This is a genomic window from Tichowtungia aerotolerans (assembly GCF_009905215.1).
Taxonomy (GTDB): Bacteria; Verrucomicrobiota; Kiritimatiellia; order Kiritimatiellales; family Tichowtungiaceae; genus Tichowtungia; species Tichowtungia aerotolerans.
The window spans coordinates 3,388,496-3,402,161 of sequence record NZ_CP047593.1 but is presented as its reverse complement, the minus strand read 5'-3'; the positions used below and the strand labels follow the sequence as shown (position 1 = coordinate 3,402,161).

General features: G+C 55.1%; 13 protein-coding genes and 1 pseudogene. All 14 read left to right on the top strand.

What is annotated here, in order from left to right; translation table 11 throughout:
- Nucleotides 1–38: 38 nt before the first annotated feature.
- The 14 genes and pseudogenes from GT409_RS13930 (at nucleotide 39) to GT409_RS13870 (ending at nucleotide 13,659) form a co-directional block, all read left to right on the top strand.
- Nucleotides 39–329 carry a helix-turn-helix domain-containing protein gene (locus GT409_RS13930; RefSeq protein ID WP_160629667.1) on the top strand — a complete coding sequence of 97 codons (291 nt, stop codon included), beginning with the start codon at nucleotides 39–41 and terminating at the stop codon, nucleotides 327–329.
- Nucleotides 322–489: a hypothetical protein gene (locus GT409_RS13925; protein ID WP_160629666.1), complete on the top strand. Its 168-nt coding sequence runs from the start codon at nucleotides 322–324 to the stop codon at nucleotides 487–489. The genes GT409_RS13930 and GT409_RS13925 overlap by 8 nt, the downstream gene beginning before the upstream one ends.
- Nucleotides 486–938 carry an ERCC4 domain-containing protein gene (locus GT409_RS13920; RefSeq protein WP_160629665.1) on the top strand — a complete coding sequence of 151 codons (453 nt, stop codon included), beginning with the start codon at nucleotides 486–488 and terminating at the stop codon, nucleotides 936–938. Before GT409_RS13925 ends, GT409_RS13920 begins: the two co-directional genes overlap by 4 nt.
- 135 nt (nucleotides 939–1,073) lie before the next feature.
- A complete protein-coding gene (locus GT409_RS13915) occupies nucleotides 1,074–1,337 on the top strand; it encodes a hypothetical protein (protein ID WP_160629664.1) in 264 nt (87 codons plus the stop codon).
- On the top strand, nucleotides 1,330–2,400 hold the full coding sequence (locus GT409_RS13910) for a DUF2800 domain-containing protein (RefSeq protein ID WP_160629663.1): 1,071 nt from the start codon (nucleotides 1,330–1,332) through the stop codon (nucleotides 2,398–2,400). Before GT409_RS13915 ends, GT409_RS13910 begins: the two co-directional genes overlap by 8 nt.
- 24 nt (nucleotides 2,401–2,424) lie before the next feature.
- A complete protein-coding gene (locus GT409_RS13905; RefSeq protein ID WP_160629662.1) occupies nucleotides 2,425–3,195 on the top strand; it encodes a hypothetical protein in 771 nt (256 codons plus the stop codon).
- Nucleotides 3,196–3,267: 72 nt separating this feature from the next.
- Nucleotides 3,268–5,160, top strand: coding sequence for a DNA polymerase (locus tag GT409_RS13900; protein WP_160629661.1), 1,893 nt, complete (start codon nucleotides 3,268–3,270; stop codon nucleotides 5,158–5,160).
- A gap of 9 nt (nucleotides 5,161–5,169) precedes the next feature.
- Nucleotides 5,170–7,275 carry a primase-helicase family protein gene (locus GT409_RS13895; protein WP_160629660.1) on the top strand — a complete coding sequence of 702 codons (2,106 nt, stop codon included), beginning with the start codon at nucleotides 5,170–5,172 and terminating at the stop codon, nucleotides 7,273–7,275.
- Complete coding sequence (locus GT409_RS13890) at nucleotides 7,256–7,564, top strand: hypothetical protein (RefSeq protein WP_160629659.1); 309 nt, start codon at nucleotides 7,256–7,258, stop codon at nucleotides 7,562–7,564. Before GT409_RS13895 ends, GT409_RS13890 begins: the two co-directional genes overlap by 20 nt.
- Nucleotides 7,561–8,028, top strand: coding sequence for an RNA polymerase sigma factor (locus GT409_RS13885; RefSeq protein ID WP_160629658.1), 468 nt, complete (start codon nucleotides 7,561–7,563; stop codon nucleotides 8,026–8,028). Before GT409_RS13890 ends, GT409_RS13885 begins: the two co-directional genes overlap by 4 nt.
- A gap of 1,876 nt (nucleotides 8,029–9,904) precedes the next feature.
- Nucleotides 9,905–10,012 (top strand): annotated as a pseudogene (locus tag GT409_RS16180) (DUF5681 domain-containing protein); the annotation flags it as partial.
- Nucleotides 10,013–10,146: 134 nt separating this feature from the next.
- Nucleotides 10,147–11,418, top strand: a complete 1,272-nt coding sequence (locus tag GT409_RS13880; protein WP_160629657.1) for a terminase large subunit domain-containing protein — start codon at nucleotides 10,147–10,149, stop codon at nucleotides 11,416–11,418.
- Nucleotides 11,419–11,459: 41 nt separating this feature from the next.
- Nucleotides 11,460–12,608, top strand: a complete 1,149-nt coding sequence (locus tag GT409_RS13875; RefSeq protein WP_160629656.1) for a phage portal protein family protein — start codon at nucleotides 11,460–11,462, stop codon at nucleotides 12,606–12,608.
- Nucleotides 12,609–12,624: 16 nt separating this feature from the next.
- Nucleotides 12,625–13,659: a phage protease gene (locus GT409_RS13870; RefSeq protein ID WP_160629655.1), complete on the top strand. Its 1,035-nt coding sequence runs from the start codon at nucleotides 12,625–12,627 to the stop codon at nucleotides 13,657–13,659.
- The last annotated feature ends 7 nt before the right edge of the window (nucleotides 13,660–13,666 follow it).

Below are 13,666 nucleotides of genomic sequence, written 5' to 3'. Positions count from 1 at the left end.
TTTTTTTATGCCGTCAGCCCCGAACAAGGAGCTGACAAATGGACGTTACAAACGACGAATTGATCCAAGCCGTCTTTCAGGCTGAACCCGAACAAAAATCTCGGGCACTTCGTATTCTTCAGGGAGAAGGCATCCCCCTGCGCATCGACGAGCCCTTGCTGTTGACAATGGGTGAAGCTACAAGACTTTTGAATACTTCAAGATCAACGCTTTGGAGAATCCTGAAAGCGGGCCGCCTTGAGCCTGTAGAACTTTATCCCGGTTCGCGGCGCCTACGTTATGCGGACGTAGTGGCTTTGGCTAGCGGAGAGGAGGTCTCCCGTGGATAAGCAAACCTTCCTCCAAAACTACCAGCTCGCCCAAGACGGTGGCGATGCTGCCGAAGCGGCAATCGATTGTCTGTTTAAACAGTTCAACTTCCAGTTTGGCATTGATGATCCAGAGGAATTTTTCGCCAAGCATGCTGTAGCAGAAGGCGGTGAACTGTGATCTTGGCCTGTGACAGCCGCGAGCAAAGGGTTCTTCAGTTTGAGGGACATGAAACCGTGCGGGTTGGCCTACCTGTTTTTGACTATGCCATCCACCTTGATAGCGGGTTCGCAGTGGAGAGAAAAAGCCTACCGGATTTTATTTCTTCGGTTGCACTACAGAAAAATTTTTCTCGCGAATTGCGGAAACTCAAACGTGCCCGTGCCGCCGGCTTCCCGCGTCTTTTCTATGTGATTGAGGCCAATCGTGAAGACATCGAATGCTTTGATTTCTCGCGATTTAAGCACCGCCGGGTGACACCGCAGTTTATTTATCGGCAACTTTCCATCCTTGAGTACGTGCACGGAGTGCATTGCTTGTTTTCGGGAGATGCGCTCGGTGCTGCACGTGATGTGGCCTGCATCCTCAAACGCCGCTTCGAAGACCTCAAAGCGCAGGAGGGCGAATGATGAAACATCCCCATCCAGCACGCGGCCCACCATCTCCGATGCAACTGTGGCTTTTTACCGTGCCCGGTTCGCAACATGCCGGGCGCGGGCTCTCACCAACCATCAACTTATCAACAGAAATACGGAGTATTTACTATGGAAACCTATGAAAAAAATGAACTGAAAAGAGAAATCACCGACGAGGTCCGAGAAGAACTCACGCGCTCTTCGCGCAAATACACCCGGGAACGCATCCTGTTAACTGTGTGTATTCTGGCTTTGGAAGCCTTCTTCTGGGTCATGATCGCCTTTGCGGCTGCGCAGGACATGGAGTTTTGGTTCGGCCTCTTCCTTGCCGCCATGCTTTGCATTTTGAGGTGCATGCAGATGGGCATGATCAAGGAGTTTGGCGATGACTAACTCCATCCACGCAAAGCACGGCCCCTCATCCTTGAAAAACAAGGAAATCTGTCCGCACTGGCAGAACCGACCCGGTTCATCCGAGGCGGCAGACGAGGGAACCAAAATGCACGAAGCCGCCGAGGCAGGCCGTCTCGATGGACTCACCCCCGAGCAGATCGCTCAGGTGCACGAGTGCCTCGAAGCGGTCGATCAGATTCAGGCAGAAATCCCCGGCTGTATTCGCTACACAGAATTGACGGTGGACGTTTGCGGGTTAACGTTCGGCACTGCTGATGTGATCCTTCTCGGCGCGCATTCTGCAACCCTTGTTGACTACAAGTTCGGCAGAATCCAAGTCGAAGATGCGGAAACCAATCTGCAAGGCCAGGCGTACGCGCTGGGTGTTTTTGACCTCTTCGGTGTGGATGAGGTGACGGTGGTTTTTCTGCAACCGCGTTGTGACTTGCGGACAGAGCACACCTTCACCCGATCTGCTGATTATGACCGGATGCGCGACCGAGTCGCCACCGTAATTGAAAAGGCCGAAGACCCGAACGGCCCTTATAATCCGCATCCTGACAACTGCCAGTACTGCGGGGCCAAGGCGCTTTGCCCGGCACTGACCGCCAAGGCGATGATGGTAGTCGAAAAGCTTCCCGAACGTCTGGAGCTCCCGGCGGTCATGGATCCGTTGGAGATTGCGGAACCCGATCAGATGGCGCTGGCACTGCGTCTCGCCCCTGTTCTGGTCGAATGGGCCAAGGCGGTCAAAGCTCATGCGCTGGAGATGGTTCGCAACGGCCAGGAGATTCCCGGCTACCAGCTCAAACACCGCAGCGGTCGGCGAGTCATCAAACAGCTCGAAGCGGTCTGGGACATTGTCCATGCGGAATTTGACCTTCCGCTGGAACAGTTCCTCCCGGCCTGTTCGATCTCAGTCACCTCACTGGAAAAAGCCGTCAAATCCATTCAGGAACGCGGACAGGGAGCCAAAGCCGTTCGGAAACTGAACCAGCTTCTGACAGCGGAAGGACTCTGCCTCACCGATCCGGACGTCACCTATCTCGCAAAAGAACGATAACCCAAAAAATAAGGAGAAAATACAATGGCTACATCATCGTTCAAAAAAGACAAGAAAACCGAAGCCGCAGAAGAAAAATCAGCGGTACCGGCCACCGTGCCGGCAGCAGAACTCAGTCATCCGGCATCTGAAATTCCGCCTATTGGAGGAATTGCCGGTGACTTCGAAGAAGGCGACTTTCGTCTTCCCCGAATCAACATCGTGCAGAGTGTCGGGCCGCTTTCCGAGGACTTCGATCCCGGCGCGGTCGTGCTGAACAAGGACATCATTGTCCTGCCTGCATCGACCGATCCGAAAACATGGGGCGAGGCACTCAATGTCACGATCCTGAATGCCAAAAAGCAGTTTTCCGAGAATCTGCCGTATGAGTCTGACGAAACCCCGGAAACGGTGGATACGCTCGATGAAGTTCACGAGCGCGGGGGCTGGATTGATTGGCGCAACGACGAGAAGCCGCCGTGGCGTCCGATGCTCACCGCTCTGGTTCTCATCGAATCACCGACGGAGGAACTGGCCGAGGAATTCTCGATTCAGGGACCGGACGGCAAAGCCTATGAGCTGGCTCTGTGGACAATGAAGGGATCGGCCTACAGCCGGGCAGGAAAAGCGATCAACACCGCCGCCCGGTTCGCCCTGCGCAACAAGGAAACCGGACTGCCGGAACTGCACAAAGGCAAATGGACGCTTCAGGTGCGCCGCGAAAAACTGGGAACCAATCTCGTGTTTGTTCCCCGTCTTCGTCAGCACGGCAAGCACGGTGACGAGTTCATCGAATTCCTCACAACCCTGCTGTAACCCGGATGGGTGGGGCGTGACCTCCGGGCGCGCCTCTCCCTTTTTTCAACCTTCCAACCTCTGGAAACTGCCATGTCTGTATTCGCTATCGACTTTGAAACATTTTACGACCGAGGCTACTCCCTGAAAAAAATGGATGCGTGGAGCTATGTTCACCATCCGAAATTTGATGCCTATCTCATGTCGATCTACGGCGACGATTTCCAATGGGTAGGACATCCGAAAGATTTCCAATGCTGGGAAAAACTGGAAGGTGCTTTGCTGCTGGCGCACAACGCAGCCTTTGACTCATTGGTTTTCAAGCGGCTTCAGGAACAGAAAATCATTCCGCCGATTCAACCCGGTGGCTGGAGATGCACCGCATCAATGGCGGTGTACCTGCAAGCACCCCGAAACTTGAAAGGCGCGTGTAAAGAGCTTCTCGGTATCGAGGTGGACAAAACCCAACGAAGCAAAGCGTGCGGACAAACCACCGGCGATCTGTTTAAAGACAATGCCATGACCGACTATGCGCTGGAGGATGCACGTCTCTGTTTCCTGCTTTGGGAAAAACATCATCACCTTTGGCCGAGGGATGAACAGGTGCTGGCAACGCTGACGTTTGAATGGGGACAACAGGGAATCCATGTTGATTTCCAGACTCTGGAAAAATGTATCCAGACCTTGGAAAAACAGCGGTTCGATGCGGTTCAGCTTTTGCCCTGGGTGGATGATTTTAATGAAGACACTCCGTTGTCACACCGTCAGCTTGCGCTCGAATGTCGAAAGGCAGGTATCCCGGCACCGGCATCCTTGGCGATGGATTCACCGCTTTGTGAACAGTGGGAAGAAAAATACGGCGATGAGTATCCCTGGGTAAATGCGATGCGGATTTTCCGCAGAACCAACATGCTGCTTTCCCGATTCTACACCGTCCGTAATAGGGTTGTTCCCGTATCGCAGGCTTCCAGCCTGCCTTGTTCCGAATCCGCACCGTCTTCATCTTCCAAACAAAGGAAAACGGCCGCAGGGCGATTTCCTTATGGAATGAAATATTTCGGGGCAGTCCCCGGAAGATGGTCCGGCGACGCCGGGTTCAATGTCCAGAATATGCCGAGAGGCGAACTGTTCGGCGCAGACCTTCGGAAATGTTTCATACCGAGCGACCTGAGCTATTGCGAAAGTGCTTTTGGCGGAGACAAAAGAAGCGACCCGACAGGGGAGCGGCAACGATGTGTGTTTGTCATTTCCGATCTGTCTCAAATTGAACCCCGCATTCTCGCATGGCTGATTGATGACCATGAATTCCTCTCTCTTGTTCAGGATGGTGTGGATGTTTACGAAGCGCATGCTCGTGCGACGATGGGATACAGCGACGCAGAGCCCCTGAAAGAAAAAGACCCTGAAATGCGCTCGCTGGCGAAAGCCCGTGTGCTGGGTTTGGGGTACGGATGCGGCCCGAAAAAATTTATGACCGTTGCGAAAAATCTGGGAGGGATTGAACTCTCATTCGCTGAAGCAAAACAAACCGTTGCCGATTTCCGGGCTAAGAATCCGAAAATTTCCAGACTCTGGAACAGACTGGACCGGGATTTTAAACGAAGCGCAGGTGGTGACTATTCAATCGAGCTGCCTTCCGGGCGATGCTTGAACTATTTCGATGTTCACAAAACACCGCGTGGATATTTTGCGGCCAGAACCGTTCGGGGAGGACGGGAGCGGAGCGTGTACGGCGGACTGCTTTGTGAAAATCTTGTCCAGGCCACCGCAAGAGATCTGTTCGCTGAACATCTTTTAGAAATCCACCGTTCAGGCATTGGAAGAATCGTTTTTCACGTTCACGACGAAGTGATCGTTGAAGTCCCCAAAGAACAGGCAGAGGGAGCGAAAAAACAAATCCTCAAAATCATGCAGACCACGCCGGAGTGGCTGTCCGGATGTCCCGTCGATGCCGAAGCCGGAATTTTTAACCGATACACCAAATAAGGAGACCCCATGCTTTTATCCCTCAAAAATTTATCCTCCTGTCATGCCACCGAATGTGAACCGTGGAATACAACGACTCAGGCACCTCGGAAAACAAAGTGGAACAAACCCGATGTGGATCACTGTTTTTATTCTGGTCTCGAAGGATTGGTCGCCGCATCCCGCATTGATTCCAAAAACAATCCGGCGGTCTTCCTGCACTGGCTGGTTGCCGACTACGATGGACAGATCGATCAACACATGCGCGACACGGTTTTGGAACGGTGTGGAGATTTCAAACCCCAATACATCTGCCGAACCTTTTCAGGCGGTGCTCGATTACTGTGGAAACTGGAGAAACCCTTTCCGCTGCACAAAAATGATCTGACGGCGAAGCTGCTCAAGCACGTTAAGAAAAAACTCAAGCTCTCAAAAATTCTGGTTGGTCTCGATACGGATGCCTTTGAAGATCCGGCAAAATACTACGAGGCCGGTACGGAATGGGTTCATCTGTCGGACGATGTAATTCCGGCTCCCTTCATGATGCAGTGGGCGGTTGAATCGACCCATAACTACGCATGGAAAAAATTAGGTCCTTCGATCCCGATGGAGCTGATCGCGGCAGAAGTTGAAAAACAATATCCGGGACAATGGCAGGGTGAGTTTGAAGTCGGCGTGCGCGGTGCCCGGTTCTGGGATGCGTCAGCCGACAATGAAACAGCGGCGGTCATCCGTGAGTCCGGGATGCAATGTTTTACCGGAGGACAGGCGTTCGTTCCGTGGTCGGCAATTCTCGGCGGGAAGTTCGTACGTCAGTTCCAGGCCGATCAGATCGGGGGAGCGGTTTCCTCAGCTTATTTTGACGGTCGTGATTATTGGGTGCAGCTTTCCAACGGTAAGTGGCAGGCGAAAAACAAATCGGATATGGCTCTGTTTCTGAAGGTGAAGCGGGGCCTCAGTACGGCAGTTCCGAGAGGTTCATCCATTAGTGAAGTCGATCAGGCGTTATCCCAAATTCAGGATGAGCAGGCCATTGAATGTGCGGCACCGTTGATCCATCGCCCGAAGGGGATTGTGTACGTCAATGGTTTCCGGGTTTTGAATATTTCCACGGTTTCGGTCATGCAACCTTCGGAGAAAACAGAGGTCGATCCCGACACCGATTTCCCGTGGTTGAATTCTTATTTTACTTCCCTGTTCGATCCGGCAGAGCAGCTCGATTATTTCTATGCCTGGTTGCGGCGTTGGTATTCTTCCGCTCTTGCCGGAAAAATGCTTCCCGGTCAGGCGTCCTTTTTTGCCGGCGTTCCGAACACTGGAAAAACTCTGCTCTCGACCCTGATTCTCTCCCGCACTTTCGGCGGCCATATTGATGCTTCGTCGTTTTTGTCCGGTGAAGACGGTTTCAATTCGCACCTGTTTAATTCTGCCGTCTGGGCGGTCGATGATGTCGTTCCTCTGACCGATAACAAATCTCATCTCAAGTTTTCCGCGTTGATTAAGAAGATGGCGGCCAATCGTACCTTTTCTGTTCGTGAAAAATATCGCGTGGACAAACTGATCGAGTGGAACGGTCGTGTGGTGGTGACTTGTAACACCGACCCGGAGTCGATTCGTATTCTTCCCGATGTGGATTTGTCGAACCGCGATAAAATCAATCTCTTCCGTGTGGCGGAGCGGGATACCTTTACCTTTCCCAACAATGTGGCGGACATTATTCAGGCGGAGTTGCCGTTTCTCCTGCGATGGCTTCTCGACTGGTCGCCGCCGGATCACGTGCTGGGTGATTCCCGCTACGGTGTTCAAACGTATTGCGAAGCGTCTCTGTTCGAGGCGGCGCGTCATTCATCCAGTGCCTATTCGTTCCTTGAAGTGTTGCTGAAATTTTTCGAGGGACAGGTTTCCGATGTCTGGACCGGTTCGGCGACCGAGCTTCTTTCGGCCATGCTGAACGATCAGGACGGTCTCGCCGGTATCGCTTCTAAATACACCACCCGTCAGGTCGGACGGGAATTATCCAAGCTCGCATCCCAAGGCTATCCACTTTCCCAGCGTCGCCAACATGCTACCCGGATTTGGGACATCAATATCGCACAGCTTTCACAAGGAGATGACGATGAAAAAGTCCCGTTTTAGCCCGAGCGCGTCATGTGACATCATATTTGAAAAAGTCTCTCAGACGCGTATTTCGCCCTGTTCGGACACGCTGGGGGGCGGTTTTCCCTATTTATATTATATTTCTAATACTAATGGTATAATGACGCAGATGACGCAGAGCCCTGTTTGCAGTGGTTTCCTGCGCGTCATGTTCCGCGTCATTAAAAATTCTCTCCCTATGATGACGCGCTTTTGGCTCTCTTGTCCGCGTCATTATCCCTTCGGGCGCGTCATTACTTTCTCCCTCTGCGCCGGAGGTGTATTATGACCTGTCATTCCTGTCAGTACTCCGAAGCCATCCTGCGCGGTGATTATGACGGCGTTCCCTGGGGCGCGATGCCTTGTGCGACCTGCAAGCTGGGTGAGGATACGTTTTATTCAGTCTACCTTGATACGGATCGCCCTCTGGAGCCTATCGAGCATCCGGCGTTTGAGCGTACGAAATCAACCGTTCCGCTGGCGGAGGAGATGCCGGTTGAGGTTTTATCGAAGTTTGTTGAAGCGTTGATGGAGCTTCCCCCCGAGCAACGCGATGTTGTTGCGTGGCGGTTTCAGGGTTTGCGGTACAAGGACATTGCCGAACGTCAGGGTACGTCCACCCAGCTTGCCGATATGCGCCATAAGATGGCTATGCGTGATTTTCCGATTCTTCGTGCGTTGTTTCCTGAGAAGGCGGCGAAGCGTCAGCGTTGGCGTTCCCGTCGTCCGTCTTGGCAGAAATCCTGCCAGTGAATACACTGTCATGATTTCCTGCTGTACGGCGCCCAACCAGCCGTCCTTTTCATCCAGCCTGCCTACTGCCGTCTCTCGTACCTCGTTCCGGCAGACGTTCGGCTGTCTTCAAAGCTCGGCTCGTTGGTCTCCGCCTTCGGTCGGGCTTTGGAACCGTCGCCAGACTGAAATCAAGAATGGAACCGCTTCCTACGGAACCCCCATTCTTGCTTTCAGACTGTCTTCCGGTTGCCCTCCCTCGGATCGCATCCGCTCAGATTGTCGGGTGGCGGAACAAGCGCCACCATGATCGCCCGTCAAGCGCTGTCCTGTTTCGCTCAACCGTCCTTCGGCCTGCTATTCGCAGACGTCAGTCCGGTGAGCTCATTCAGTCCATCGCTTCACGGGCTTCCTACCTCGGCCGCCCGCTGATCCCGAAACATCATGTGCTCATCCGTACGGATCACTCGCCCTTCGGTCTCGTAACCGTCCGAATTTCACACATCATGTCCCGGGGCGGTCGTCCTCGGGCTGTCCGCTGCGCGGACCTCCCTCCGGGGGGTGGTCTATGGCCGCTTCAGTTCCAACGCCATGCTTACTGGAATTCAGCGGCCTTCTCAGGCCCCTCAGTCGCTGTCGCTCCTTCACGGCCAAAGGAGCTTGCAGCGGCGGGCACGTTCACCGGCCATCCAACCTTCTTCGTAAACTCAGAAGGACCGGAAACATCAGGCATAATGGCCCCATTATGCGACGTGTCCTTTGGATTGGCCGGTTCACTCAACAGAACTGGTTCTGTCAGGCCCGCCTCGCTCTCCGCCCTTCGGGCTTCGGAGGTATTGTCTCGTAGCATAAAAGGGGAAACCCCAGCGACCTTCGGGCGAATACGCCCTTTCGGTGCCCCGTTTTCCCCTCGGCCTTCGGCCTCACCCCTTTTCCCCATAGCTGTCACGGTTTCTGCTGCTCCTTCGTCGCGGCACAAACCGCGCCAGCCCCGTGTTTAAGTCAAGTCCAGTGGGGGTGGTGTCTCACTCCAGCGGCAGGCGCGGCGCAAAGCGGAGCCGGGATTCGGTCCTGCGAAACGTAGCGGGAAGCAGCACGTCCCGAGGCGGCGACGCGCAACGCCCAGCCGACCTCCCGCCTATGCTATTGCTCCACGCCCACCGCTTCCGTTCACCCCCACGGGAATTTCCTCGGCGGCGAATCTCATCCCACCCACACCGGCGAATTTCCAACCTTCAGGATTCGGCATTCCTTGTTCGTCATTCTGCGGTTCCCTCCCTTGCCGCCGCCTTCGGAAAAGTTCGCCGCAATAGCGTCGCGGCCTTCGGCCTCCCTTGCCGGGGGCGCGGTATTTTTTCCAATGTCTGGAAGAAATCCGTCGGATTTTTCCAACCCTTGGAAGGAATTCTTCCAAGCTCTGGAAGAACAAGCCCCAGATTTTCCAATGCTCGGACCTGAGACCCGCCGCGCGGGGCGAAAGTGCTTTTCGTATTCCCGAAAAGAAGCGCAGCGGCAAAACTGGAAGCGGAAATTTTCCAACCATCGGAACGCGGGGCCGGATTTTTTCCAAACCCCGGACAAAATCCTTCCGACCCTCGGACGGAGGCAGGGGGTGCCCGAAGGGCGGGGGTGGGTGGACATCGAAGATGCATCGACTGACTGGAACGACGGAGTCCGCTCCGTTTCAGAATGTTTCACATTCTTGGTTTCCCCCCGGAGGGACCCCCCTTCCGGCGCGTCGCGGGCGCTCCGCGCCCCCTGTTTTTCCCTGTTTTAACAGGAAACCTGAAACAATTTGACCGCCGTAGGCAGTGGCTGGCGCGAAGCGACGGCAGTGAAACAAAGTGAAACGGCAAACACCGCCCTCAGGCTGTCGTTTGATTTTTCACCTTAGGGCATGAAATTTAAGCCCGGACAATCAGGAAATCCCGCAGGCCGACCCAGAGGATCGGGCGCTGGGCGCATGCTCGCGCTCGACACGCTCGACGAGATGCTCGGCGATGAAACCACGATGCAAACTCTTCGCAATGGACTCCAGAAGTCGCTGGAGCGTGATCCCGTTTGGTTCTTCCGCCGCATCATCATGCCGCTGCTTCCCAAAGAAGCGTCTTTGCAAATCGAAAACGATGGAGTCGTCTCATGGCTATCACTCTCAACTACCGTCCCCACCGAGGGCAACAGATTATCCACGACGCCCGCGACAGACGCTTCCGCGTTATCTGCACCGGGCGACGCTTCGGGAAAACCCTCTGCCTTGCCGGAGAGCTGCTCGACCGAGGAGCCTTAGCTCCCGGCGACTATGGCTGGGTTGCGCCGACCTACAACGTCGCCGAGCGCGGCAAAGAAGCCTTGCGCGACATTGCCGGTGGTTTTGTGCGGTTCGTCGGGCGCACTCCGACCCGCGCCGAGTTTGACGGCCCGTATGGCACGACCCGCATCTGGTTCCTCTCTGCCGACAACCCCGAAAATATTCGCGGCTACGGCTTTCGCGGCGTGGTGGTGGACGAGGCCGCCGTCGTGCCGCCGGATGTGTGGAACTACATCCTGCGCCCGACGATTGCTCAGACGTTGGGCTGGGCCGTGTTCATTTCGACCCCGAAGGGCCGAAACTGGTTCTACGATCTGTTCACTCGCGGCGAAGATCCGGCAGAGCCGGACTACGCAGCTTTCCAATTCCCCAGCTCGGACAGCCCTTACTTTCCGTCTTTGGAATGGGAGGATGCCAAACGGACTCTGCCTGCCGATGTGTTCAAGCAGGAATACGAAGCGCAGTTCCTTGAAGATAGCGCAGGGGTGTTCCGAAACGTCTCGTCCTGTTTGTTCCCTCAAGGAGCTTTGACCCGCGAAGACCGCGCGGGGGCGGTGGTCATCGGATGCGATGTCGCCAAGCATACCGATTTTACCGTGCTTGTCGCCATGAATCAGCGGACGGGCCGCTGCTTCGACATGGAACGCTTCAACCAGCTCGACTGGCCGATCCAAAAAGACCGCATCCTTGAGTTCGCCCGCAAATGGCGCGGGCGCATCATTCTGGACGCGACCGGCGCCGGCGACCCGATCTATGACGATCTGGCGCGACGGTATTCCAACATCGAACCGTTTAAATTCACGGCGCAATCCAAAGTGGAACTGGTCCAACGGCTCATTGTTGCCGTCGAACAACAGCGGGTGAGCTGGCCGGAAGAGTGGCAGGTTCTCACTAACGAGATGCAGCGGTACGAATACGAAATTTCGGCCCGTGGACGGTTTTCGTACAACGCCCCGGCGGGATTCCACGACGATTGCGTGATGGCACTCGCTCTCGCCAATCACCGCCGTTGGGAAACCGAATCTGTCGGCCCGATGCTGCCGCTCACGCCCAGAGGCCGCTTTTCACCCTTCGCTAAACGTCCCCGCATTCTGCCCGGCTGATTTGATTTTTCGCCTTACGGCATAAACAAAGAGATAATTTTATGCGCTACATCTGCTCAACTAAAGACCACGGCTATCGCGACTCCACCAACCCGTTGCGCGGGCTGAACATGCAGAGGCTGGTCGCCCTGCAGGAATCCGGGGAGCGCGGCGAGTATGCCGACCTCCAATGGTTCTATTATTACATGGAACGTTCCGACGCGATGATCCATTCGGTCATTCAGCGCCGCCGCGCTGCGCTGCTTTCTCTCGATTGGGATGTGCGCATCGTTTCGCAGGAACAGGACAATGTGCTCGCCCAGGAGCAGGCCGACTTCCTGCGCATGGTCTATGACAGCATCGATAATTTTCGCGAAGCGGTTTCCTTCCTCTTCACCGGTTTCTTCCGGGGCTTTGCCCACCTCGAAAAACATTGGACACCCGGCGGCCTAATTGAACGCCTTGAGCCCGTCGAACAATGGTTCTGGGTGCGCGACGGCCTGTTCGGCGATTGGGAATACAACGCTGGAGCGGTCTCCGGCCACCGGCGCGGCGAGTCCATCAAGCCGGAAAACTTTGTTCTCCTTGAGGCACCGGCACTCGACCGCATCCTGAGTGTTCTCTATTTGCGCAAAAACCTGTCGCAATCAGACTGGGATTCCTTCCTCTCGGTTTATGGCATTCCCTCAATCTTCCTGGTCGGGCCTCCCAACGCAGACGAAGCCAAACAAAAGGAATATCAGGCCGTCGCCGAGCAAATTCTTTCCAACGGGCGAGGATTCCTGCCGCATGAGAGTGACATTAAGTTTGTGACCGGCGGAGGCGAGAAGCCGCCGTTTCAGGAACAAATCAAATATCTCGATGAGCAGATCACCATTGCCGCCACCGGCGGACTGCTGACCATGCTTGCCCAGCCCGGCAGCGGAACGCTCGCCGGCAGTGCGCATCAGGACAGCTTCCTTCAGATCGCCAAGTCAGACGCCGTCACCTTGGCGGGTGTTTTGCAGAACGCGATTGACGTGCCGCTTCTCGCTGAATTTTTTCCCGGACAGCCGCCGCTGGCGTATTTCGAGTTTTCGCCCGGTCTCAATCATGCCACCAGCCAGGTGGTGCAGGATGCGATTGATCTCAAGTCCGCCGGTATGCAGATCGACCCCGCCGAGCTTTCCGAAAAGACCGGCTACACCCTCACTGAAAAACAGTCCGTTTGATTTTTGCTCTTAGGCCATGAACTTAATCCTGAATCGTAATTTTGAGCTTCCCAAGGACGGCTGGTATCAGCTCGCCCCGCTGGGCGAATTTCCCCATGCCGCCGCTGGAGTCACCCAGATCATTGACGAGGCCGCCTGTAACCGAATGGTCACAGCGTTTGAAACAATCAAAAATTCGTCTGACAATTTCCCCGGTCTGCTGATCGACTTCGATCATTTCTCCCTTGATGCGGCCAAACATTCCGAAGCGGCTGGCTGGATCACCGATCTGAAATTGATGCCGAACGGCGGCGGACTGTTTGCCCAGATTCGTTGGAGCGATACCGGCGAAGCCGCCGTAAAGGGCGGTCGCTATCGTTTCCTGTCTCCGGTCTGGGCGAAATCGGATTGCGAAGATCTGGGCAACGACCGCCTTCGTCCGGTGCGCCTTTTGAATGCCGCCGTCACCAACGACCCCAATTTAAAGGGGATTTTGCCCCTTTCGAACCGTAACCCCGCCGAGCCGTTTGATTTTTCGGCTTTAGGCAAAATTCAAAAGGAGAAAACCATGCAACCTGTCATTGATGCTTTGCTCAATAAGTTGAATCTGCCCGCCGATACCGCCGAGGCCGATCTGATCGCTGCCATTGAAAACATGGCGACGGCGGATGAAGCCGCCGCGCTGACCAACCGGGCGGAAACCGCCGAAAGCTCGCTCGCCGATCTTCAGACCGCCCAGCTCGAAGCGGACGCCGATGCCTTTTGCGAAGCCAACGCCGCCCTGATCGAAAACCGCGACGAAGTCCGCGCTCAGTTTATTGAAAACCGCGAACTGACCGAGGCGGTATTCAAAAACCTGAAAACCCAAAAGCCTGCCGCCGCTCCGGCTGCGGATACCCGCCGCCCGCTTCATAACCGCGATTCAAAGATTGCCGCGACCCGCAATCGGGACGCCGCCGCCTCTGAATCCAAGGCGGTCAAAATCCGCAACCGGGCAAATGAAATTATGAAGGCCGAAGGAATCGTTTATACCGATGCCTTCCGCCGTGCCGAACAGGAATTCGCTGATTAACCAAAAA